Raw genomic sequence first — 22835 nt, forward strand, 5'->3', positions numbered from 1 at the left:
ATAGTACTATATTAAATAAAATGCATAGGGCATTGTACAAAGGAGTTTATAGATGTCAAAAACTACGGAAAATAGTCATAGTACTACTAAAAAATTGTATACAGGTGCGGTTATTTCTGCCATCGCAGCAACTGGTCTTGTCGGCACAATCGGAACTGCTCATGCAGATACGACTGAAACACACATCCCTACAACTGCTAAAAACGAGCCAGCTTTGGTAGAGAAAGAAGCGCCTAAGAAAGTGGAAGTGAAAACTCCTACTAAGGGAGAAGTCGCTGAACTTGGCGCTACTGCTAAACAAACCCAAGCAGATGCAGACAAAGCAAAAGAAGTCTTGGATCAAACCAATGAAAAATCTGATAAGACAGAAAAGAAAGTAGCAGACTTGAAACAAGCTCAAGCAGATGCTCAAAAGACTGCGGACAAAGCAACACCTGAAGCTATCAAAGGTGCTGAGAAGAAAGTGGAAACCGCAAAAGCGAGTGTTCCAACTGCTGAACAAGCGGTATCTTCTGCGCAAGCTGAGAAAGACGATGCAGACCGTACTGTTGCTATTCAAGGCAAAACGGTTGGTACTAAGCAAGCAGAAGTGACTCAAGCTGAAACTGGTGTAGCGGATGCTAAAGCTGAAGTTAAAAACGCTGAGGATGCTTTGAAAGGTGAAGGTCTTGCAGAAGCTAAAGAAGCGCAAGATAAAGCAATCAAGGAAGAGAGCGAGAGCAAACAAGCTCAAGCAGATGCCCAAAAGGTTCTGGATGAAGCTAAAGCACAAAATCAAGACCATGCTACACAAGTAAAACAAGCAGAGCAAGCGGTTAAAACTGCTCAAGCAAACCTTGAAAGCAAATCTCAAGAAAAAGAAACTGCAATAACAAATGCAGAGAAGGCAAATACCACTTATAACCAAGCGGTATCTACTCTCAACGCACTTCAAAACGATACTAAAGCAACCATCACTCTTGCCCCAGACTTTATCAAGGCTGTGAAAGAGAATATAGCTTATACTGAAGAGTTGCGTAACGGAACTACTCTCACATCCGAAGAGCAAAGTGCTAAGACATTGGAACTCTACAACAAAATCGTAGACTCCCAACTCCAAAACCGCACCCTTAACAAGTACACCCAATCCGCAAAAGACCTAGCAGACAAAACTCGCTACGACATCAACAATCTTCCTAAAGAAGTTACAGATGAGTTGAACTACTTTGTCGCAGACCTTATCAACCAAATGCGTCGTCAACTTGGACTTCCAGACGTTGTTCTTTCAAAATCAAGCCTTGAATTTGCAAACAAAATCGCTAAAGAGTATGTAAAAGCGAACTTCTCTAAAGCGATGAAAGATGAATATCGTGCTAAAGGTGGCGCAGGTCACTACGCTAAAGGTGTTTACAAGGTTGCTAAAGAGTACGGTTTGAATAGCACCTACACAGAAGAAGAAAACCAAGAGAACGCTGAAAAAGGTTTGCAACCTTACGAGAATGCAGTTACAACTTATGTTTACCACGACTTTGATGATGCAGATGGTGTGTTCCGTAAAACTATTGGAGAAATGAAAGAGAAATTGTACGATGACCTCATTGAACTTGTTTCTCATAAGAATGACTACCTCCACACTCAGGGTATCCTCCAATTCGACTACGCAAACGAAACAGTGTACTTCGGTGGTGTAGCGCAAAGTAAAACAGACGAGTTCTATACAACTCACTTCCTCACAAGCATCCGCACAACTAATGTAGACGGCTCAAAATGGGATAAAACTCCTATTGTGAACCCACTAAGCGATGAAGTAGTTGCACGTAAATTGAGCGAAGCTCGCCAAGTTCTTGCTGATGCTATGGTAGCTCGTAAAGATGCAGAAGCTAAATTGAACTCAGCTACAAAAGCAGAGTCAGATGCGAAAACTACTCTTCAAAACGCTCAAGCTACCTTGAAAGCCTTGAACAATGGAGAAAACCCACTAGCTAACGCTCAAAAGGCTTTTGATGAAGCAAAAGCTCGTCATGATAAAGCGGTGGTTACACTTGCCAACGCAAATGCCCTTGTCAATAACTTGACTGCTTCAAAAGCTACAAAAGAGGAAACTCTTAAAGCTGCACAAGCGAAACTTGATGAAGCAAACAAAGCTCTCAACCTTGCACAAAACGCTCTTAAAGCAGAAGAAGATAAGATGAAAGAGCTTGAAGCAGTTGCTTCAAACAAAGCCCAAGCGGTATCTACTGCTGAGAAAGCACTTCAAGATGCGAAAGACCAAGTTAAACAAGCAGAAAAAGAACTTGCAGACCTTAACGGTGCGAAAGCTCGCTTGAACGAAGTCAAAGCAGAGCTTGAACAAGCAGAAAAAGAGCTTAAAGAAGTTTACAAGGCACAAAACAAAGCTAAAGTGGACTATGAGGTTAAGAGCCTTGCAGCAGACCAAGCTAAGACTGCTTATGAAACTGCCAAAGCGAAGTATGAAGAAGCAGAAACAAAACGCTTGGTAGCCCTTGCAGATGCCAAACGTAAAGAGCTTGAAAAAGCAGGTTATAAACCAGTTCCAGTAGTGGATGGTAAGGGGAATGTTGTGGATTACAAAGCAGAGAAAGTAACCGTAGGCACTACAGGCGATAAAACATATCAAGCGCCTGCACAAGCTACAAATGCAAAAGCAGAGCCTAAGAAACAACTTCCAAATACTGGAACGAAAGAATCGAATCTCCTAGCAGTACTTGGGGCAAGTCTTGGACTACTAGCTTTGGTAGGAAAACGAAAATATAATAGATAAAAAGAAAGAGAGCGGTGGCTCTCTTTTCTCTATTACAGTTCAGTTATATATAAATTTTATATGGTGTGAACTTTTTGGTAAAATCTAGCTCAATTCGTATATTTTTAGGGTGAAATTCACACCATTCAACTGAAATTTATTCAAATTAGATGTAATTCTGTTTTCTGAAAAAGTGGGAAAACATTGATTTTAAGCATTTACTGAAGGTTATTCAAATCATAGTTTTTCCAACCAGGTCTTAAGAAAGCTCGTAAAGCATCACAATTTAGTAAACGTTAATTCGAAGGAATTACTATACTTACAAAGAGCACCTTTCAAGGTGTTCTTTTTTTATACTTTCTTACTAAATTGGTGCAATTGACACAGTTGTTGCGACTTTAGTCGCTTACAAATGAGGCTGCAATCTGACAAAGTCAGTTGCCTCAAAACGTTAATCAATACGATTATATCAACGTTTACAGACATTCAAGAATTTACTCTTGGATGTCTTTTTTGTTTCAAAAAATCAAAGTTCACCCCAAAATTCACCCCATCAATTTTTTAAACTACGAAATGCAATATCACCTACAGTCTGATTGACTTTATCTTTGGTATTAACGTAAGTTTTTGTAATTTCTTTATCACTATGAGTAAGAGCTTCTGAAATGGCCTCAAGAGAAATACCTGCTTGTTTAGCAAGAGTAGCACCAGTATGTCTTAGTTTGTGTGGTGAAGCTGGTGCTAATTCGGGATGTCTTCGTCTAACTGATTTCATTCTATAGTTCAGATAGTCTGTATGGAGAGGAAGATTAATATTATTAGTACGATCATTATAAGTAAAAACAAACTGTTTTTGTGTTTGCTTCAGTCCGAAAAGTTTGAGCTCTTCTTGTTGTTTAACTTTCCAATTTGCTAGAAGCTCCATTAGTTCGGTCGGTGCTTTAAAGAGAGTCCTTTTGTTTCCCTTAGTTGATTTCACATTACCAAAACGGTCTAAAGCTTGTTCTATAAGTATTTCTCCGGTTGAAAAGTTGATATGTTTCCATTGAAGAGCATAGGATTCTGATTTTCTATCGCCTAAGAAAAAGGTGAGATAGAATATATGACTTTTTTTCTACAACAAAATAGGCTCCATAATTTCTACAGTAGTTTTACCCACTACAGAAATTATAGAGCCAGATGATTTTCAGTTAGTTCTTAGGAAGTAATTGGAAAGGAAATAGTCCAGAACAACTGTTCTGGACTATTTTTTTATCTTGAGAAATCAGTGACGCTTTTAAACGTTATTAAGAATCAATTTACATAATATTTATAAGTAATTTTTTCTATAAATAATAAAGTATGCCCTTGAACTTTTTTAGTATTCTAGCCTATAAAATATAGGGTATTGATGGAGACTTGTCATCTGAAATGAAATAATAGATCGTTAAGGGATAACAATTGATTTGAGAAGTGTTTGTCCTACTAAGTGATGAATGTGAATTCTGTGAATGGAGATGGCTCGAGTAAGTTTTAGAGGAAACTATTTAAGTAGGAGGCTAGAAAAATATGGGCGTTCAGTACTGTGAATTTATAAAAAGTTCAATTAAATTTTGGGATCCTTTATGGATTTTTTCACACAAGGTTGATCGTGAAAAAAAGAGAAGACCAGATGGTCTTCTCTACGGGGGAACGGAATAATTAGAAAGAATCAATCAAAGAGGGTTATTAGTCTTTGAAATTCTTTTGGAAGATGAGGAGAGACAAGATAGAAGTAATGGCTGCCAAGAAGAGGAAGGCAGTTGCTTCTTGTTCCCCAGTTGCAGGGAGTAGTCTTTCCTTGTCTTCTTTGACTGTAGCTGTAACAGGAGCTTTTTCATCTTTTGCTGATGAGTTATCTGTTACGACTGGAGCAGGTTTTTCAGTCTCTCTTGGTAGAACATACTCAGGAAGAGTCACAACTGGTGGCGCTTCTGTACCAACTGAGCTTTGTTTGCTACCTACCTCAATCACTCGATCTTGAGCTGGAGTTGCTTCTGTTTGGAGAACCTTGCGATTGTCACTGTCCACTTCAACATACTCGACTAAGAGACCGTCTTTCCCTTCTGATAGAACTTGCTCTTTTCCTTTGTCTAATTGTGGGTTTTCGCGACGAATCGTCTTGAACGGTACGACCTTATTGACGATTTCCAAGTTTGGAAGTGTAAAGACAAGGTCTTTAACCCCTTCCTCAGGACTTGAAGAAGTAATTGGTTTCTCAGGTTGCGCTGGAGTTTCCGGTTGAGCAGGTTTCTCAGGTTGCGCTGGAGTTTCCGGTTGAGCAGGTTTCTCAGGTTGAGCTGGCTTTTCAGGCTGAGCAGGTTTCTCCGGTTGAACTGGATTCTCAGGTTGAGTTGGTTGTTCCGGTTGCGCTGGCTTTTCAGGCTGAGCCGGAGTTTCCGGTTGAGTTGGTTTTTCAGGCTGAGCAGGTTTCTCAGGTTGAGCAGGTTTCTCAGGTTGAGCAGGTTTCTCAGGCTGAGCCGGTTTTTCAGGTTGAGTCGGATTTTCAGGCTGAACTGGTTTTTCAGGTTCAGCAGGTTTCTCAGGCTGAGCTGCTTCGAGCTTGCTGATTTGTTCGAGAGCAGTTTCTAGCGCTTGATTGACTGCTTCCTGAGTTTTAGCTTCTTGGATTGCAGCAATGGCTTGGTCAGCAATTTCTAATAATTTCTTCTTAGCTTCCTTGTTGGATCCAAGCTCAGCGACTTTTTTCTCGATAGCTTTTGTCAAGCTGTCCATAGCCTTATCATACTCAATTTCCGGTTGTTTTGGTTCAGCTGGTTGCTCAGGCTGATCAGGTTTCTCAGGTTCTTCTGGCTGTTCCGGTTGCTCTGGACTAGGCTCCTCTTGACCTCTTTGATAGTTCTCATCCTTGGATAGGATATCTTGTAGGGCACTGACCGTCAACATGACTTCTTGAACATCTACTGCATCAGCACTGAGTTGGTTTCTCAATTTTTCTAGATTTGCTTGGAAAGCTTGGCGCGCAGTAGCCGTATTTTTCAAGCCTGCTGGATCAAAGTTGGACAGATCATCCTTCCATTTAGAGATAGACTGGATGATATCTGCCTTGCTGTAGAGTTCGCTACCTTCGCCACGAGTGATAAATTGATCCACTTGAATACCGATATTTCGAGACAAATCGTTTCGATCAGGATCTAGTTGAAGGGTGACTGCGTGCAAGTTTTCGTCCAGACCTTTTAGGCTGACCAGAGTTTGGTTGCCTTGGCGTTGGGCTGCACGACCGCTAAAGTATTTCTTACCATCAATAGTTGAAGCATTTCCCATGTCATCTTGGTAAGGAACTTCTTTGCCATCTAGGAAGACTTTGTAGATACCATGATTTGGATCAACATAGCCCTTGATATCAAGTCCAGTACCGTAGAAGTAGGCTGTGACAGTTGTCTTTTTCTTTTGCTCGTCAGTTAAGCGACCAAAGGATGCCCAAGACTCCGTTTTTTGGTACTTGTCTGCCGAATTGGTTTCATGATGCCAGCCAGGACTGTAATCCAACTGACTAGCTTGGTCATCATAGCTTGTTTGGTCCTTGACCAGCAATTCAGCTTTCATCACTTGGATGGTTGCATCGGTAGCGAAACCGAGCAGGGCCCCATCAGTGACCGAAGTGAGCTTGGCTTTGAAGTCAAAGACAGAGTCGGCTTGTTCTGTAAAGTCAATCGTTGGGATGGTAACAGTCTTTTCAGTTTCTCCATCTTCAAAAGTCACATCTTGAGTTGTATCTTGGTAAACTTTACCGTGAACTCCAGTTCCAGGTTCTGTGATAAAGCGAACAGTAGCAGCCCCCTTGCTTCCACCAACACGTTTAATCTTAACAGTGACTGGTTTTCCTTTTTCGACTTCGTAGTTGGTAGACTCGAGTTCAAACATCCCTTTACTATCATTATTTAGGGTGTAGATTCCTTCAGTAGCAATTGGTTCGCCTGTTTTATTTACAAGGGTAATAGTGTGTTGGCCTGGTGCTAAATCGCCTGTCTCAAAGACTTTTTGGCTACGTTTACGGCTAGCATTCTTAGTTTGGACATCGGCAACCTTTTGTCCATCAACGTAGATGGACATTTCTCCATGACCTGGGTCGACTGTAGAGACGACATAGGCCTTGGTTCCTGTGAAGGTATAGCTTACTTTGGCATCTTTTTGATTGGTCCACATAGAAGTGCCACGAACACCTTCAGATTCATTGTACCAAGTTGTTCCGGCTGTATCCGCTGTTGTGTTTGAGTGGTATTCAAGTCCAAGAGGGTAGCCATCTGTTTTTTCAATGCTGCTTGGTGTCTTGTAGACTGAGAAGTTGGTCAAGATTGGAGTTGCTTGAGCACCGGTGATGGTCACACGGATTTTTTGTGCCTCTACAGGTTTTCCTTGAACCAAGCGACGGTAACCAACGGTCGAACCTTCGCCGTAAGTCACCCAACGTCCGTTGATTTCGACTTCAATCTTGAAACCAGAGATACGTTGACCTTTGGCGATGTCTTCTTTGAGTTCGACAACGTCAAAGCGTCTCTTTTGTCCTAAATCGACTGTAAAGCTACCGGTTGTGGCATCATTTGAGAGCGCCCAACTAGTATCATCTTTACCGTCAGTCAGGTGACTTTCTTTGTAGAGGTAGTTCTGACGAGTAGAACTTGCTGTTACAGTGGCCCCTTTGGCAAAGTCAGTCGCATACATTTGGTCTAGAGTTGCCTTGAACTCCTTCAAGCGAGTCACATCCGCATCAGCGAATTTTCCTTCTTTGTTTGGTGGAATGTTGAGAAGGAGAGGGGTTCCACGACCAACAGACTTGAAGTAGATGTCCATCAACTCTTTGAGTGATTTCGGCTGTTGATTGTCATGGTAGAACCAGCCCGAACGGATCGAAACATCAGCTTCCCCTACAGAATACATATCACCATCTGGGTCACCATGGTTGAGGTATTCGTTTTTCACATCGTCTGTGATGTTGGCCCTTTTGACTTTATGCCAGACAGGGTCACCTGCGATACCCCGTTCATTTCCAATCCAGCGAACGCTTGTCGGTTGAGCAGAGAAGATAGCAATATCTCCTTCAGCTTCTTTGATATATTTGAACCATTCATCAAAGGTATAGGTTACTTTTTGGGCACCGCTACCACGCGCTCCGTCCATCCAAACCTCGATGAATTTCCCTTTATTTCCGTATTTTGGATTTCCAAGGATTTCTTTTAGTTGGTTGAGATAGTATTGGTTGTATTCTTTTTCGGTTGCAACATGGTATTTTGGATGATTGGCATCCCATGGTGACAAGTAAACACCCATATTCATGTCATACTTGCTAGCAGACTTGGAAACTTCTTCGAGAAGGTCACCCTTTCCATCTTTCCATGGGCTAGCAGCTACAGTATGATCTGTATACTTAGAAGGGTAAGCAACGAAACCGTCGTGGTGTTTAACAACCATAATGGTTCGTTTGAAGCCTGTTTCCTTCAGAGTGCGAATCCACTGGTCAGTATCCAAGTTGGTTGGATTGAAGTATCGGGGGTCTTCTTTCCCATTTCCCCATTCAGAATTGGTATAAGTGTTCATTCCGTAGTGGATGAAGGCCGCCAATTCTTCCTTGTGGTAATCGAGTTGAGCCTTGCTTGGAAGAGGCCCATGATTGCCAATCTCGGTTTCCTTATCTTCTGGATGAGCTACTGGTGGTGTTGGAGTCGTTGGATTAGCTGTATTAGCGACTGGCTCGTATTCAAAGACGACCTCATTCACCCCTTTTTGCTGGATCCTTGCTTCCAAGTTAGCCTTGACTGGACGGTAGCCAGCAATGTCTTTTGCATGGAAGGTGTTGACAAAGGAAACGTCATACTCTTGGCCGTCATTGTTATCAACTGTCGCTTCCGCTAGTTCAGTAGTGGTTCCTTTTTGACGGTAGTAAACCTTGAAGGAGCCTTTGTTGACTTTATAGACCACCTTGATGACACGTGTACCGGCAGGCGCTTTGCTGACAACATTGTGATCTTCAGCCCAAGCATCTTTTAGTTGTTTATTGACTGCTACGCCATCAATGGATACAATTTCGTATTTGTCTTTATTCTTCTGATAGAAGTCCGTTTTCTCGATTTCTTTTTTGAAATTGTAGTCAAATGGAGAATCAACAGCTGTCTGTTCGATAAAGGTATCATTATCTTTGACAGGATTTCCTTCTTCGTCTTCGTGTTGAACAACAACACGACCGTATTCAACTCCCTTGGTCAAGGTAGCAATCCCATCTTGGTTGAAGGAATATTCGTTGCTTCCGATAACAGCTTTTTCATTCCGAAGCATACGTCCTTCATCGGTAAAGTAGTAACGATTTCCGTTGTCTCCTTGGTACCAGCCTTTCACGCCATGTTTGGCAATCAAGTCCTTCACCCATTTCAGTTGTTCAGGTGAAAGGACGAGTCCGCCACCAAAGCGATCCTTTTCAGCGACACCATTGTCAACGGTTCCGTGTTGGTGAACACCGAGAACTTTTCCTTGGGTATCCACAATCCCGCCACCAGACAAACCAGATACAGAAGTGGTTTGGTAGGTGATACCGGTCGTTCCCTTATCATCATAGGACTCAATAGATCGGATGGTCCCATCTGCCTTGTAAAGCTGACCGGCTAGGATAGGTTGTTTCAGTTCTTTTGAGCTCGAGTCAGTTGGGTAGCCAATCGTACTGATGGCTTCTCCAGGCTGATGCGTCTTGTGCTCCGCTAAAGGCGCAAAGGTTGCTGCTTTGTTTGGACTAGCAATCGGAAGAGGAATAGGAGCTTCTACAAGAGCAAGGTCATTCTTATAGCCTTTTCCAAACTCCTTCTTATTCCAGAAATGGATGTCCTTTTCTCTGAATAAAACCGTAGTTCCAGAAGATGGTAGTGAGTTTTTCTTTTCGCTGTTTGAACCAACGTTATAGTAGAACTGTGCAGATTTTCCACCACGAATGTGACCTTCGCCAGTTTCTTTATTGGCCTCTAGAAAGTTATGAGCAACGGTAAGGATCAGGTTAGGTGCTACAAAGATACCTGAGCCTGAAACGAGGTAGCGTTGTTCCCCTGCGTTGTAAATGCTGTAGACCATAGTTGCAGCAGTTGCGGGTTGTCCCTCGTAATTGATATGTTTGAGGTCTTGTCCACCGTTAATGATGGCACGGTTTCCTTTCTCAGCTTCCTTTGGAGTTTCTTCCTTGTTCTTTAGAATGCTCTTAGTTTCTACTTTTGGACTAGCTTTCTGGTCAACGATAGTCTTTGTGTCGAGTTCCTTGACAGGTGTGTCTGGATAGGCACGGTCCTGAATGTCTTCAGGGAGCAAATCAGCACTGCTGGTATCTGCAGCAGGTGTTTCTTGTTTTTCAGTCTCTACACGGCCTTCTTCTTTGACTGGTTCAGCCTTGGTCTCTTCTATATCTGCGACTTGTTTAATTTGCTGATCTAAATTGGATGTCGTGGCAGGAGACGTTTCGTCTGCACGCACGGTTCCAGAAGCAAAAAATGCCAGTCCGACGATAACAGAGGCCACACCTACAGTCAACTTCCGAATACTAAATGTTTGCCCTTTTTCAAAAAGGTATCGATTCATAATATACTCCTAGTTTTTAGAAAGGCAGTCAGCTACTGCCCAAGCCCAAGTCTGACTTGGTTACAATTTGATTTAATGAAAAAACTCTCTGATAATTTGTAAGCCACCTTACCTCCCGTTTATAAAGCGCTTTCATTTTAAGATAAAAAAATTTAAAAGGTCATTTCTCCCTTAAAATGACTGAAAACTTTTAATATAACAAATATACTAAATTAATAAAAGAATTGCAATAGCGAAAAAGCAAAAAATAAGTATAAATTAAAGAAAATAAGTTACTTTTTAAAGAAAAAAGCATCCTTTCAAGTCTCCAACTAAATGAAAGGACACGTTTTCAAAAGAAATTAGAGTATCTTTTGGAGAGGCTCTTGAATAGTTTTGGGGTCTGTTTTGGAAGAGAAGCGCTCAAGGACTTGCCCATCTCGACCAATGAGAAATTTAGCAAAATTCCATTCGATTCGTTTTCCTAGCGGGCCAGACTTCTGGTCTTTTAGCCAAACATAAAGAGGATCTGCCTCCTTGCCGTTGACCTTGATCTTGGCAAAGCGAGGAAAAGTGGTCTGGTAGTGTAGGCTGCAGAAGCTATTGATTTCCTCTGCGCTGCCGGGTGCTTGTCCCATGAACTGATTGCAAGGGAAATCCAATATTTCAAAGCCCTGATCTTGATAGCGTTCATAGAGTTCTTGAAGCCCCTGGTACTGGGGCGTTAAACCACATCCAGTAGCAGTGTTGACAATCAAGAGAACGTTGCCACGATAGCTATCCAGTGGAGTTGCTTGGTTGTTTTGGTTCAAAACGGAAAAATCATATACACTGGTCATTTTTCTATATTCTCCTTATGCATTCCTGGTTCAGAGTGTTTCATCTCGTGTTCCGATAAAAAGGCGTAGGTCATGGTTCCAAAGATGGCACCAATTCCCAAACCCAAGATTAGTAAAGGGAGCATTTTATCGAACTGTGAGAGATTGTCCCAAAAGGTATCGAGGGGAAGATGCTGAACAAAGAGTTTGTGAAAGGCTGATGAGACAAACAAGCCAATTGGAATACTGATGAATACACCCCAACTACGAACGGTGATTTGGCTTTTGCTGTAGCTTTTGTGATGGATTTCGGACTGGTCATCCTTGTCCAAATGTAAGTCGCGAACTGCTAGTCTCGCCCTAGACGAGAGGACGAAGATAAGTCCAAAATAGAGGTAGGGCATGGCATCTCGAACCAACTCTATGAAGCGTCCAAATAGGAGATAGAACAAGAAGAGTAGGAGGGAGGAGTAAACGATTTGGATCAAGGCACGGGCACAAGCCCTGTAGATTATCTCTTGGCGGCATTCATCAAAGGGGCCTTGTATGTGAAAGAATAGTTTAAGTAAGCGAGTGGTGAAATCTTCTTTTTTCATGGGAGTAATCTCCTAAATTAACTGTTTTTGATCTACTTCTTTAACTACTTGATAAAAGTTATAGAAGTAGGCCAAACTTGAAATGATGGATACGACTAGGAATATTGGAAATTTCCATTGGACAGGGTTGGTTAGAAGCTGTGGCAAGGATATGAGGAGAAAGAAGAGGGCAGCGTTGAGGATGGGTACCCGTTTTGATTGCATTCTCTCAAGTCCTTTATTGAGCGCAGGAAGAAAGAGGAGCAAGAGTATTAAAACTGTATGAGAAACAGCTCTTGAAACAAGGGCGAAGGAAAGGAAAATACTGATAAAAACATGACTGATCAGTAGTCTAGCTAGTGATTTCATAAGGCACCTCTTAGTCGTCTTCTTGGTCTTTCTTGGCTTTTTGAATGCGAAGAGAGACAACAATTTGCATCATCAGTCCAAAAAAGGACGCTCCCAGTATAGTTTTTAAAATATGTTTTGAATTCAGAAGAGAACTGATGAAATTTGGATTTTCACTGGTTAGGGTATCGATGAGTGGCATTATAAAAAATATCGCTATGCCGTAGATCAGACCGGCTTTTAGACCAGGAAAATGTAGCTGTTTACTTTCTTTTTGACTCAGCATTTCGGGATCAATGGCTGTGATGCCCGTTTTCTTGGTTTGAGAGACCACATAGAGGGCAGCTACCATCGAAATGCCAAACACCACGAGAGGATAACCGATAGCGACAATTTGCGGGTATTTATAAGCAAGAACGAGCGGGATAAGATTGCCAAATGTCATCAGATAAAAGAGGACAATAAAGACCTGATTCCCGATACGATCGGCCTCGCGCCGTTTGTGTTCGTCAAGGGGACCAGAAATACCGTATATGCGTTTGATGAGTTTTTCAGTGAGAGTTTCTTTTTTCATTTGTTTGCTCCTTTTTTAAAAATCGTCTTCCCAAAAGAGGCTATTGAGGTCAGTTTGGAGGCTGCGGGCGAGGTTGAGACAGAGTTCTAGGGTTGGATTGTACTTGTCATTTTCAATCATGTTGATGGTCTGTCTCGAGACACCGATATCTTTGGCGAGCTCGAGCTGAGAAATGCCCAGTTCCTTGCGGAATTCTTTCACACGATTCATAGGGTCTCCTTTCTGATATGTCGTATATATTTGACTATATTATATTCTTTTGGAGATAGCGTGTCAAGTATATATGACATTTTTTGAGAATTTTTTTTCGAAGAAACTTAGCCTTGTCTGACAAGTGCAAGCTGGTCAGATTTGTGGTAAAATAGATAAGATATGACAAAAGAATTTCATCATGTAACGGTCTTGCTTCATGAAACGATTGATATGCTTGACGTAAAACCTGACGGTATCTATGTTGATGCGACTTTGGGTGGAGCAGGCCATAGCGAATATTTATTAAGTAAATTGAGCGAAAAAGGGCATCTCTATGCCTTTGACCAGGACCAGAATGCCATTGACAATGCGCAAAAACGGTTGGCACCCTATATCGAAAAGGGAATGGTAACCTTTATCAAGGACAACTTCCGTCATTTGCAGGCACGTTTACAAGAGGCTGGTGTCCAGGAAATTGATGGAATTTGTTATGACTTGGGAGTGTCCAGTCCTCAATTGGATCAGCGGGAGCGTGGTTTTTCGTATAAAAAAGATGCGCCACTGGATATGCGGATGAATCAGGAAGCTAGTCTGACGGCCTATGAGGTGGTTAATCATTATGACTATCATGACTTGGTTCGGATCTTTTTCAAGTATGGCGAGGATAAGTTTTCTAAACAGATTGCCCGCAAGATTGAGCAAGCGCGTGAGGTGAAACCAATCGAGACAACGACTGAGTTGGCAGAGATTATCAAGTCTGCCAAGCCTGCCAAGGAGCTCAAGAAAAAGGGGCATCCTGCCAAGCAGATTTTCCAGGCCATTCGGATCGAAGTCAATGATGAGCTGGGCGCAGCAGATGAGTCTATCCAGCAGGCCATGGACATGCTGGCTCTGGATGGTAGAATCTCAGTCATTACCTTTCATTCCTTGGAAGACCGTTTGACCAAGCAATTATTCAAGGAAGCTTCAACAGTGGAAGTTCCCAAAGGCTTGCCCTTCATTCCAGATGATCTTAAGCCTAAGATGGGATTGGTATCCCGTAAGCCAATCTTGCCAAGTGCCGAAGAGCTGGCAGCCAACAATCGTTCGCATTCAGCCAAGTTGCGCGTGGCCAGAAAAATTCATAAGTAAGAGGAAAAACATGGCAGAAAGAATCGAAAAAACAAGCCAGTTATTGCAAACGAAGTTTAAAGGTTTTTCACGTGTGGAAAAGGCCTTCTATGTTTCGATTGCTGCAACAATGATTATCCTGGCAGTCAGCGTTGTGTTTATGCAGACCAAGCTATTACAAGTTCAGAATGAATTGACCAAGGTCAATGCTCAAATCGAAGAAAAGAAAACAGAGCTCGACGATGCCAAGCAAGAGGTCAATGAATTGATTCGTTCAGAACGTTTGAAAGAAATTGCAAACTCTAAGAATTTACAGCTGAATAACGAAAATATCCGAGCAACGGAGTAAGAAATGAAACAGTGGAAAGAAAAAATCATCCGTTATGCCGTTCGTAATCGTAAATCCCCAGAAGAAAACCGCAGAAGAGTAGGGAAAAGCCTGAGTTTATTGGCTGTCATACTCTTCGCTGTCTTTTTGGTGAACTTTGCGGTCATTATCGGAACGGGTAAAAAATTTGGTAAGGACTTGGTTCAAGAAGCCAAAAAGGTTCACCAAACAACCAAGACGATTCCAGCCAAGCGGGGGACCATCTACGATCGTAATGGTACGCCTATTGCAGAAGATGCGACATCTTATAATATCTATGCTGTTATTGACAAGACCTACAAGTCAGCAACAGGCAAAATTCTCTATGTAGAGGATTCTCAATTTAATAAGGTAGCTGAAATTTTCCATAAGTATCTGGATATGGAGGAGTCCTATGTCAAAGAACAGCTTTCTCAGCCAGATCTAAAACAGGTATCCTTTGGTACCAAGGGAAATGGGATTACCTATGCCAATATGATGGCCATTAAAAACGACCTCAAAACTGCTGGTGTCGAGGGAGTTGACTTTACAACCAGCCCTAATCGTAGTTACCCCAATGGTCAGTTTGCTTCTTCCTTTATCGGTTTAGCACAACTCCATGAAAATGAGGATGGCACCAAGAGCTTGATTGGAACATCTGGTTTGGAGAGTTCTTTAAATAGCATTCTGGCAGGTACAGATGGGATTATCACTTATGAGAAGGATCGTCTGGGAAACATCGTTCCGGGTACCGATCAAGCTTCCCAACAAACAGTAGATGGAAAGGATGTGTACACAACCCTTTCTAGTCCCTTGCAATCCTTTATGGAAACCCAGATGGATGCCTTTCAGGAAAAGGTAAAAGGCAAGTATATGACGGCTACCTTGGTCAGCGCTAAGACAGGGGAAATCCTGGCTACAACCCAACGGCCGACCTTCAATGCTGATACCAAGGATGGCATCACAAAAGACTTTGTCTGGCGTGATATCCTCTATCAAAGTAACTATGAGCCAGGATCAACTATGAAGGTGATGATGTTGGCCTCAGCTATTGATAACAATACCTTCCCTGGTGGTGAGTACTTTAACAGTAGTGAATTGAAAATAGCTGATGCGACCATTCGAGACTGGGACGTCAATGAAGGATTGACTAGTGGTAGCACCATGACCTTCTCTCAAGGATTTGCTCACTCAAGTAATATCGGAATGACCTTGCTTGAGCAAAAGATGGGAGATGCAACCTGGTTGGACTACCTTAACCGCTTTAAGTTTGGGGTGCCAACTCGTTTTGGTCTGACAGATGAGTACACAGGTCAATTACCTGCTGATAACATTGTCAATATTGCTATGAGTGCATTTGGACAAGGGATTTCTGTTACCCAGACACAGATGCTTCGTGCCTTTACAGCCATTGCCAATGATGGGGTTATGTTGGAGCCAAAATTTATCAGTGCCCTCTATGATCCAAATGATCAGTCTGTCCGTAAGTCTCAAAAGGAAATTGTCGGAAATCCTGTGTCAAAAGTTGCAGCGTCCTCTACTCGGGATCACATGGTCATGGTCGGAACAGATCCTGTCTACGGTACCATGTACAACCACAGCATAGGAAAGCCGAATGTCAATGTTCCAGGTCAGAATGTCGCCCTGAAATCAGGGACAGCTCAGATTGCCGATGAGAAGAATGGGGGTTACCTTACAGGTGAAACCAACTATATCTTCTCTGTTGTGTCGATGCATCCTGCAGAAAATCCTGACTTTATCCTCTATGTGACGGTGCAACAGCCAGAGCATTATTCGGGCGTTCAGCTTGGAGAGTTTGCCAACCCAATCCTTGAGCGAGCTTCTGCCATGAAAGAATCCCTCAATCTTCAGTCAACTGCCAAGAATTTGGATCAGGTCAGTAAGACGACAAGCTATGCGATGCCAGCTACCAAGGACTTTACTCCGGGTGACCTAGCAGAGGAATTGCGCCGTAACCTTGTCCAACCAATCGTTATCGGAACAGGAACAAAGATCAAGGAGCTCTCGGTTTCTGAAGGAGATAATTTGGAAGCCAATCAGCAAATCTTGATCCTGTCAGATAAGGTCGAAGAAATGCCTGATATGTATGGCTGGACAGATGAAAATGTGCAAACATTTGCCAAATGGCTAAATATAGAAGTTGAGTGGGAAGGTAGTGGCAAAACGGTCAAGAAACAAAGTGTCCGTGCCAATACAGCCCTCAAAGACATTAAAAAAATGAAAATAACTTTAGGAGATTAAGATGATTAGTTCCATTAGTGCTGGAGTTCTAGCCTTTCTATTGACCTTGATAGGTATTCCAGCCTTTATCCGATTTTATCGAAAAGCACAGATTACGGGTCAGCAGATGCACGAGGATGTCAAGCAACACCAAGCTAAAGCTGGGACTCCAACCATGGGAGGTCTTGTCTTCCTGATCGTTGCAGTAGTTGTGAGCTTCCTTGTCGCTCTCTTTACCCAACAATTGACTAACAATGTAGGCATGATTTTGTTTATCTTGGTTTTGTATGGTTTAGTAGGTTTTTTGGATGATTTCCTCAAAATTTTCCGTAAGATCAACGAAGGATTGAATCCTAAACAAAAGCTTGCTCTCCAGCTGCTTGGAGGAGTGATTTTCTACCTCTTTTATGAGCGTGGTGGCGACATGCTTTCAGTCTTTGGCTACCAAGTTCATCTGGGAATTTTCTATATTTTCTTTGCCCTTTTCTGGCTAGTTGGCTTTTCAAATGCGGTGAATCTGACGGACGGGATCGATGGCTTAGCAAGTATTTCCGTGGTGATTAGCTTATCGGCCTACGGTGTGATTGCTTATATGCAAAATCAACTGGATATCCTTCTTGTGATTCTTGCCATGATTGGTGGTTTGCTAGGTTTCTTCGTCTTTAACCATAAGCCTGCTAAGGTCTTTATGGGTGACGTTGGAAGTTTGGCTCTAGGTGGGATGCTGGCAGCAATCTCTATGGCCCTCCATCAAGAATGGACCCTTTTGCTGATTGGGATCATTTACGTCTTTGAGACAAGCTCTGTTATGATGCAGGTCACCTACTTCAAACTTAGTGGTGGGAAGCGTATTTTCCGTATGACACCTGTCCACCACCATTTTGAGCTTGGAGGATTCTCAGGCAAGGGCAATCCTTGGAGCGAGTGGAAGGTTGACTTCTTCTTTTGGGGAGTTGGACTTCTAGCAAGTCTCTTGACCCTAGCCTTTTTATACCTGCTGTAAATAACCTTTGATTACAAAATAAAACAGGATGAAGTTGTTCTTCATCCTGTTTTTGTGATGTTAAAAGTTAGTTGGAGTCATCCTTTCTTCCTTTTAACATAAAAGTGGCTGTAAGGGCTAGGCTGAGTCCTGCTAAGAAGAGGAGTGGGTTGGACGCTTCTCCTGTTGCTGGAAGTTCTTCTTTAGGAGAATGATTTCCAGCTTTAGCAAGGCTCGGACTAGCTGGAAATTGTTCAGTCTCGTGTGCCAAGGTTTCTTCATCTGAAGCACTTGGTTTTTCCTCAGTGTTAGAGCTTGTTCCAGTAGCTTGATAGACGACAGCATAGGTACTGAAATGATTAGTGATGAATTCTACCTTTCCGTCTCGAACGGTGAAATCAAGGGATTGCAACTCCTTGGTCGGAGTGATGTAGTAGATATTTTCTACGCTAGCTGAAATAGGCAAGCGAACCAAGACAGAGCCTTTTGGCTGCAAGCTATGATCTGTTGGATTTTTAAGTTGTAGGTCGTAAGCATCATAGGTCTTACCAAAGAGTTCCTGAGTTAGGACACGTCGGCTAGAGATGTGAGAAATTCCTTCTAAGTCAGTGACTCCACCAATGATTTCCACTCCAGTTTCCTTGTCTTTTAAGACTCGAACTGGATAATCAGGAAGGCTAAGGGTTGGAGCAGCCTGATCCCCACTAGTTCGGATAGGGTCAGTGTACTCAGGTTTTTCAACAGTAGGCGCATCTCCTTGCCCTGCGGTTCCGATAGGGTTGGTGTATTCCGGAATTGTCACTGTAGGCGGTTCCTCTTGCCCTGCCGTTCCGATAGGGTTGGTGTATTCCGGAATTTCAACTGTTGGAGCTTCTTCTTCTCCTGCAGTTCCGATAGGCTCGGTGTATTCAGGTATTTCTACTGTTGGAGCTTCTTGTTCTCCCGCAGTTCCGATAGGCTCAGTGTATTCAGGTATTGTCACTGTAGGCGGTTCCTCTTGCCCTGCCGTTCCGATAGGCTCGGTGTATTCAGGAATTTCAACAGTTGGAGCTGGTTCCTCTCCCTTGCTTGTAGTTGGTTGTTTCTCATCAACTTTCTTTTCATCCTTTTTAGTAAAGACGGCTACGATAGGACTACTTGTGGTATTTCCTTGAATGGAATAAGCTTCAATGGCATTTCCAGCTTTGCGATTGGTTTCGTCAGGGATTGGGATTTGAACTTGATTGTCTTGGATTGATAGGATAGTCTGATCTCCACTTGTAACTAGATGCGTTTCATCCACCTTACGCAAAACTAGAGGATCTTTGACACCTGGGAAGGTCACTGCGATGGCTTCCCAATCTCCAGCTGGTAGGCTTAAGGAAATGGTTTTGTCATTTTCCTTAAGAGGCGCGATGCTAGGGCTATCTATACCAACAGCTGGAGCTTTGATGATATCAAAGGAGTCTAGAGAGATTTTCTTGCGACCTTCTTGCGAATCTGGGTCAACTTGTAATGTCAGGGTGTGCGGACCGTCAGTGAGATTTGTAAATTCGCCAATAAAGGCTCTCTTTTCGGTCGCACCTGAAGTGTAGAAGTCTAGACTTGACATTTCTTTGCCATCTAGTGTAACACGTGCTCGTCCAAGGGCAAGGCTCTTCAAGCCATAGATACGAATGCCCGTTCCTGTAAAGGAAATAGTTGCCTGAGCTTCTGAAGCTGTACTAGAGTCGCTGTTGTTAATATCAGCGTATTTTTCCGTACCTCCGTAGAGTTCAGGGTCAGACCAGTCCTTAAACTGGGAACCATACTGGATACGCGAATCACGATCATCCATTTTTTCAATCGTGTTGCCTGTTCCTGATAGGATCTTGAAGTAGTCTAATGAAATTTTCGAGCGCTCACTACCACGTCCTTTGTGCTCACGTTTAACACTAAGAGTTAATGTGTGCGGACCGTCAGATAATCCTGCGAAGCGACCGATGAGACTACCTTTTTCAGTTGCCCCAGCAGTATGGAAGTCAAGCTCGCCGACTTCTTTGCCATCAATTTTAGCAGTGGCAAGACCTAATTCAGACGATTTCAGTCCATAGATTTCGATACCAACACCAGTGAAAGGAATGGTGGCAGTGAGGTCTTCGTCTGTGTAGTCTCCTTTTGAAAGGTCAGCAAATTTTTCTGTTCCTCCAAATAATTCTGAGTCTGCCCAGTTTCCAAAGGCAGCTCCGTACTGGATGCGGCTATCTCGGTCGTCCATCAACTCGCTATAGGTTTCGACAGTGGCCTGTTCAGAAACTTGTGTGGCAAGCTCGCCCAGCATCGCCTTGACAGTATAGGTGTAGGCATGTTGAGGATTGAGTGATCGGTCAATAAAGTGGGTTTGATTGGTTACAAATTCTCTGGTCGCAGAGGTTTGGCCAGTTTCGTCTTTCACTTGTCTTTGGATGACATAGTGGGTAGCGCCTTCTACTTGGTTGAAGGTAAGTTCGGCGGTGACACCATTTTGTCGAACGGCTGTCAGACTGGTTACACGACCAGGGAAGTGTTCAAAGGTAATGACGTCACCTTTTTGCGTTGCAAGCTGGATACGATTATCTTTAAGCACAGTTGCCTTGACTGGTTTGCCATTGACCTTGATTTGGCTGGCTTCGATATTTGGGTAATCTACAACCAGGTCTCCACCGACATTTGAAAGGAAGGACAAGCTTTGCAGGTTTTTATCTTTCCACTTCATGTTGACTTCAAAGTTTCCTCGAGCAACCAAGCCAGAAACCTGACCGTCTTTCCAAGCATCAGGAAGGGCTGGCAGTGGGGCGATATAGCCAGTGTGTGATTGGAGGAGCATTTCTGCCATCCCGCTGGTTGCTCCAAAGTTGCCGTCGATTTGGAAAGGTGCGTGGGTATCCCAAAGGTTTTCTAGGGTTGAATACTTGAGCTGTTCAGCGAGCAAGCGATGGGCACGGTTACCGTCCAGCAAACGAGCCCAGAGGTTGATTTTATTGGCCTTAGACCAACCCGTACCACCATCTCCACGGTGGTTCAAGGTAGCACGCGCAGCCTCTAGGTATTCAGCCTGGTCCTTGCTAAAGAGCGTACCTGGGAAGAGACCAACTAGATGGGAAACGTGACGGTGGTGATTTTCAATCCCTTCATTTGTGAATTGGGGACTGTCCTCCTCGTACCATTCCTTGATGCGTCCCTCTTTGTTGATGTGAAGTGGTTTGAGTTTGTCAAATTTAGCCTTGACCTCTGTGACTAAGTCTTGGTCGACATTCAGATGGTTGGCGACTTCCATGTAGTCGTGGAATAGCTGCCAGACTAGCGATTGGTCAAAGGTATTTCCGATGGTAATGGTCCCGTGTTCAGGTGAGTAGGATGGAGAAGACACCCAACGGTCACTGGCCTTATCATAGTGCAAGAAGGAGTTCCAGAACTTAGCTGTTTCCTTGAGCATTGGATAAATCTTTTCTTTTAGATAAGTTTCGTCCTTGGTGAATTTATAGTAGTCATAGACATTCTGCATCATCCAAGCGTTAGCAGCTGGAGACCAACCCCAATAGTAATTCCAGCCTGGAGTAGTCCAGCCAAATGGTGTCGCCTGGGTGTGGACCAGCCAACCATTTTCTTGTCCGTCTTTGGATTCGATACCAGCGTATTCCTTAGCAGCGATACGACCATAGTAACGCATGTCGTCAATGTAATTGATCATTGGCTTGGCTGTTTCAGCAAGGTTGCTCATGTAGGCTGGCCAATAGTTCATTTGCAAATTGACATTGAGGTGGTAGTCAGCGTTCCAAGGTGGATTGTCTACAGCGTTCCAGACTCCTTGTAGGTTGGCAGGAAGGGCATCTATCCGATCACGAGACGAACTGATGAGTAGATATCGGCCATATTGGAAGAAGAGTTCTTCCAATTTTTGCCCTTTTTCTGGGTTATAGCCTTGAAGGGCCTCTTTTGTCGTTTGAGCAGTCTTATTTCCACCTAGGTTTAGTTTAACGCGGTTAAAGAGACTTTGATAATCCTTGATATGGGCTTTTTTTAGTGTTTCGTAGTCTTTGGCCTTAGCTGCTTCGACAATCCCTTTAACTGTTTTTTCTAGGTCAATGTCTTTTCGATAGTTGGTTTTTGGATTCTGAGCAAAGTTAGTCTTGGCACTGAGATAGAGGGTCGCATAACTTGCGCCTGTAACGGTTAGAGTTTCGTCCTGTACAGTCACCTTCCCGTCCGTTTTAACTCCTAGGTAGGATGCAAATTTGAGGCCGTTATCTTTGACAGTTCCCTTTAGAAGGATTCCGTTTGCATCTGTAGTGACATGACCATTCTTATAGTCGGAATATTCCCAAGAGTAGTTGCCATTAGCAAGCAAGTCTTCTGTCAAACTGTTCCAAAGGGTAAAGTCAAGTGTCTTGTTTCCTTTTTTGGTCAAGTGGGTCACAGTGACATCATCAGGATAGCTGGAGAAGGTTTCGCGTTTGAAGGTGGTCCCATCTTGGGTGTAAGAAGTGGTCGTAGTGGCTTCAGTGATGTCTAGATTACGATGATAATCAGTTACAGTATCTAACCCTTTCTTCTGGTTATTGAAGACCATGAAGATATCTCCAAAGGCTAGGTAACGTCCATACTGGGCATTGTTTGATCCAACTAGATTTTGTTCAGCTAGCTGTTTTGCTTTTTGACGGTCACCAGCTTCGAGGGCTTTACGTATCTCTGCTAAGACCTTGTAGCGCTCCTTGTAGTTTCCTCCGTTATAGTCGGTGCTATCGGGTTGTGGTCCTCCTGACCAGAGGGTCTTTTCGTTGTACTGGATTCTTTCTTCGCCAATGAGTCCGAAAACCTTGGCTCCCGTCTCTCCATTTCCGACAGGAAGGGCTTGTTTTTCCCATCCATCATAGGAGGGAGCTGTTGGCTGATCGTAGTTGAGTTGATAGTTTTCTTGCTTTGTCACCGGTTGATCTGCTTTTTCAGGTTCCTTATTTTCTTTAGCTTCGACAATGGCTTCTTAACTGGCTTGACTATTTGTCTTCTGACTCTCCTCAGCTGGTTTGCTTTCGGAAACTACGGGACTCTCGGCTAGAGACGGTTTTGTAGTTTCAGTAGCTTCATCTGTTTTGGGTTCACTATCAGGCTTAGTGATAGTTTCGACAGAGCTTGGTTCAGTTTGCTTGACCTCAAACACTGTCTGCAGCTACAGTGTGGTTGACTAGAAAAATAGCTCCCAGTAAAACAGAAGCAGTCCCAACCGTCAGCTTGCGGATGCTATAGCGACAGGATTTCTCCCAAAAGTGTTTTTTCATAAAACTCTCCTTTGTTTATTCGAAATCGCTTACATTTTATGAAGCAGTCCCGTTTAATTTGTTTCTATTT

At 43.1% G+C, this 22835-nt stretch carries 11 protein-coding genes and 2 pseudogenes; 5 read left to right on the plus strand and 8 right to left on the minus strand.

Annotated elements, in window-relative coordinates; genetic code table 11:
* The first annotated feature begins 52 nt into the window (after nt 1–52).
* Nucleotides 53–2761 carry an SEC10/PgrA surface exclusion domain-containing protein gene (locus ACVX3R_RS01650; protein ID WP_458795232.1) on the plus strand — a complete coding sequence of 903 codons (2709 nt, stop codon included), beginning with the start codon at nt 53–55 and terminating at the stop codon, nt 2759–2761.
* 532 nt (nt 2762–3293) lie between these two features.
* Here ACVX3R_RS01650 and ACVX3R_RS01655 read toward each other — a convergent pair.
* From ACVX3R_RS01655 to ACVX3R_RS01685, 7 genes and pseudogenes are all read right to left on the minus strand, one after another.
* Nucleotides 3294–3842 (minus strand): annotated as a pseudogene (locus tag ACVX3R_RS01655) (site-specific integrase); the annotation flags it as partial.
* Nucleotides 3843–4447: 605 nt separating this feature from the next.
* The gene (locus ACVX3R_RS01660) at nt 4448–10327 is read right to left on the minus strand and encodes an alpha-L-fucosidase (protein WP_458795233.1); all 5880 of its coding nucleotides are present in this window, start codon (nt 10325–10327) and stop codon (nt 4448–4450) included.
* 341 nt (nt 10328–10668) lie between these two features.
* A complete protein-coding gene (locus ACVX3R_RS01665; protein ID WP_458795234.1) occupies nt 10669–11145 on the minus strand; it encodes a glutathione peroxidase in 477 nt (158 codons plus the stop codon).
* A complete protein-coding gene (locus ACVX3R_RS01670; RefSeq protein ID WP_458795235.1) occupies nt 11142–11720 on the minus strand; it encodes a DUF3278 domain-containing protein in 579 nt (192 codons plus the stop codon). Before ACVX3R_RS01670 ends, ACVX3R_RS01665 begins: the two co-directional genes overlap by 4 nt.
* Before the next feature lie 12 nt (nt 11721–11732).
* On the minus strand, nt 11733–12068 hold the full coding sequence (locus ACVX3R_RS01675; protein WP_458795236.1) for a hypothetical protein: 336 nt from the start codon (nt 12066–12068) through the stop codon (nt 11733–11735).
* Nucleotides 12069–12078: 10 nt separating this feature from the next.
* Nucleotides 12079–12621, minus strand: coding sequence for a DUF3278 domain-containing protein (locus tag ACVX3R_RS01680; protein WP_458795237.1), 543 nt, complete (start codon nt 12619–12621; stop codon nt 12079–12081).
* Nucleotides 12622–12636: 15 nt separating this feature from the next.
* Nucleotides 12637–12831, minus strand: a complete 195-nt coding sequence (locus tag ACVX3R_RS01685; RefSeq protein ID WP_001082470.1) for a helix-turn-helix transcriptional regulator — start codon at nt 12829–12831, stop codon at nt 12637–12639.
* Between the two features lie 162 nt (nt 12832–12993).
* On the opposite strand from ACVX3R_RS01685, the gene rsmH reads away from it, so the two are divergent.
* The 4 genes from rsmH to mraY are packed head-to-tail and all read left to right on the plus strand — an operon-like array spanning nt 12994 to nt 17513.
* Nucleotides 12994–13944, plus strand: a complete 951-nt coding sequence (gene rsmH, locus ACVX3R_RS01690; RefSeq protein ID WP_458795238.1) for a 16S rRNA (cytosine(1402)-N(4))-methyltransferase RsmH — start codon at nt 12994–12996, stop codon at nt 13942–13944.
* A gap of 10 nt (nt 13945–13954) precedes the next feature.
* Nucleotides 13955–14272 carry a cell division protein FtsL gene (gene ftsL / locus ACVX3R_RS01695; RefSeq protein WP_000840799.1) on the plus strand — a complete coding sequence of 106 codons (318 nt, stop codon included), beginning with the start codon at nt 13955–13957 and terminating at the stop codon, nt 14270–14272.
* A 3-nt stretch (nt 14273–14275) separates the two neighbouring features.
* Entirely contained in the window at nt 14276–16531 is a 2256-nt protein-coding gene (gene pbp2x / locus ACVX3R_RS01700; protein ID WP_458795239.1) for a penicillin-binding protein PBP2X, read from the plus strand.
* A gap of 1 nt (nt 16532) precedes the next feature.
* Complete coding sequence (mraY, locus tag ACVX3R_RS01705; protein ID WP_458795240.1) at nt 16533–17513, plus strand: phospho-N-acetylmuramoyl-pentapeptide-transferase; 981 nt, start codon at nt 16533–16535, stop codon at nt 17511–17513.
* 67 nt (nt 17514–17580) lie between these two features.
* On the opposite strand, the pseudogene ACVX3R_RS01710 reads toward mraY, so the two are convergent.
* Nucleotides 17581–22765, minus strand: a pseudogene (locus ACVX3R_RS01710) (SIALI-17 repeat-containing surface protein).
* Nucleotides 22766–22835 lie beyond the last annotated feature (70 nt).

The organism is Streptococcus sp. 517s (assembly GCF_054445985.1).

What these genes read in the sequence shown, in the direction of transcription:
- ACVX3R_RS01650 (WP_458795232.1), top strand. Translation starts at nt 53, where the DNA reads ATGTCAAAAACTACGGAAAATAGTCATAGTACTACTAAAAAATTGTAT.
- ACVX3R_RS01660 (WP_458795233.1), bottom strand. Translation starts at nt 10,327, where the DNA reads ATGAATCGATACCTTTTTGAAAAAGGGCAAACATTTAGTATTCGGAAG.
- ACVX3R_RS01665 (WP_458795234.1), bottom strand. Translation starts at nt 11,145, where the DNA reads ATGACCAGTGTATATGATTTTTCCGTTTTGAACCAAAACAACCAAGCA.
- ACVX3R_RS01670 (WP_458795235.1), bottom strand. Translation starts at nt 11,720, where the DNA reads ATGAAAAAAGAAGATTTCACCACTCGCTTACTTAAACTATTCTTTCAC.
- ACVX3R_RS01675 (WP_458795236.1), bottom strand. Translation starts at nt 12,068, where the DNA reads ATGAAATCACTAGCTAGACTACTGATCAGTCATGTTTTTATCAGTATT.
- ACVX3R_RS01680 (WP_458795237.1), bottom strand. Translation starts at nt 12,621, where the DNA reads ATGAAAAAAGAAACTCTCACTGAAAAACTCATCAAACGCATATACGGT.
- ACVX3R_RS01685 (WP_001082470.1), bottom strand. Translation starts at nt 12,831, where the DNA reads ATGAATCGTGTGAAAGAATTCCGCAAGGAACTGGGCATTTCTCAGCTC.
- rsmH (WP_458795238.1), top strand. Translation starts at nt 12,994, where the DNA reads ATGACAAAAGAATTTCATCATGTAACGGTCTTGCTTCATGAAACGATT.
- ftsL (WP_000840799.1), top strand. Translation starts at nt 13,955, where the DNA reads ATGGCAGAAAGAATCGAAAAAACAAGCCAGTTATTGCAAACGAAGTTT.
- pbp2x (WP_458795239.1), top strand. Translation starts at nt 14,276, where the DNA reads ATGAAACAGTGGAAAGAAAAAATCATCCGTTATGCCGTTCGTAATCGT.
- mraY (WP_458795240.1), top strand. Translation starts at nt 16,533, where the DNA reads ATGATTAGTTCCATTAGTGCTGGAGTTCTAGCCTTTCTATTGACCTTG.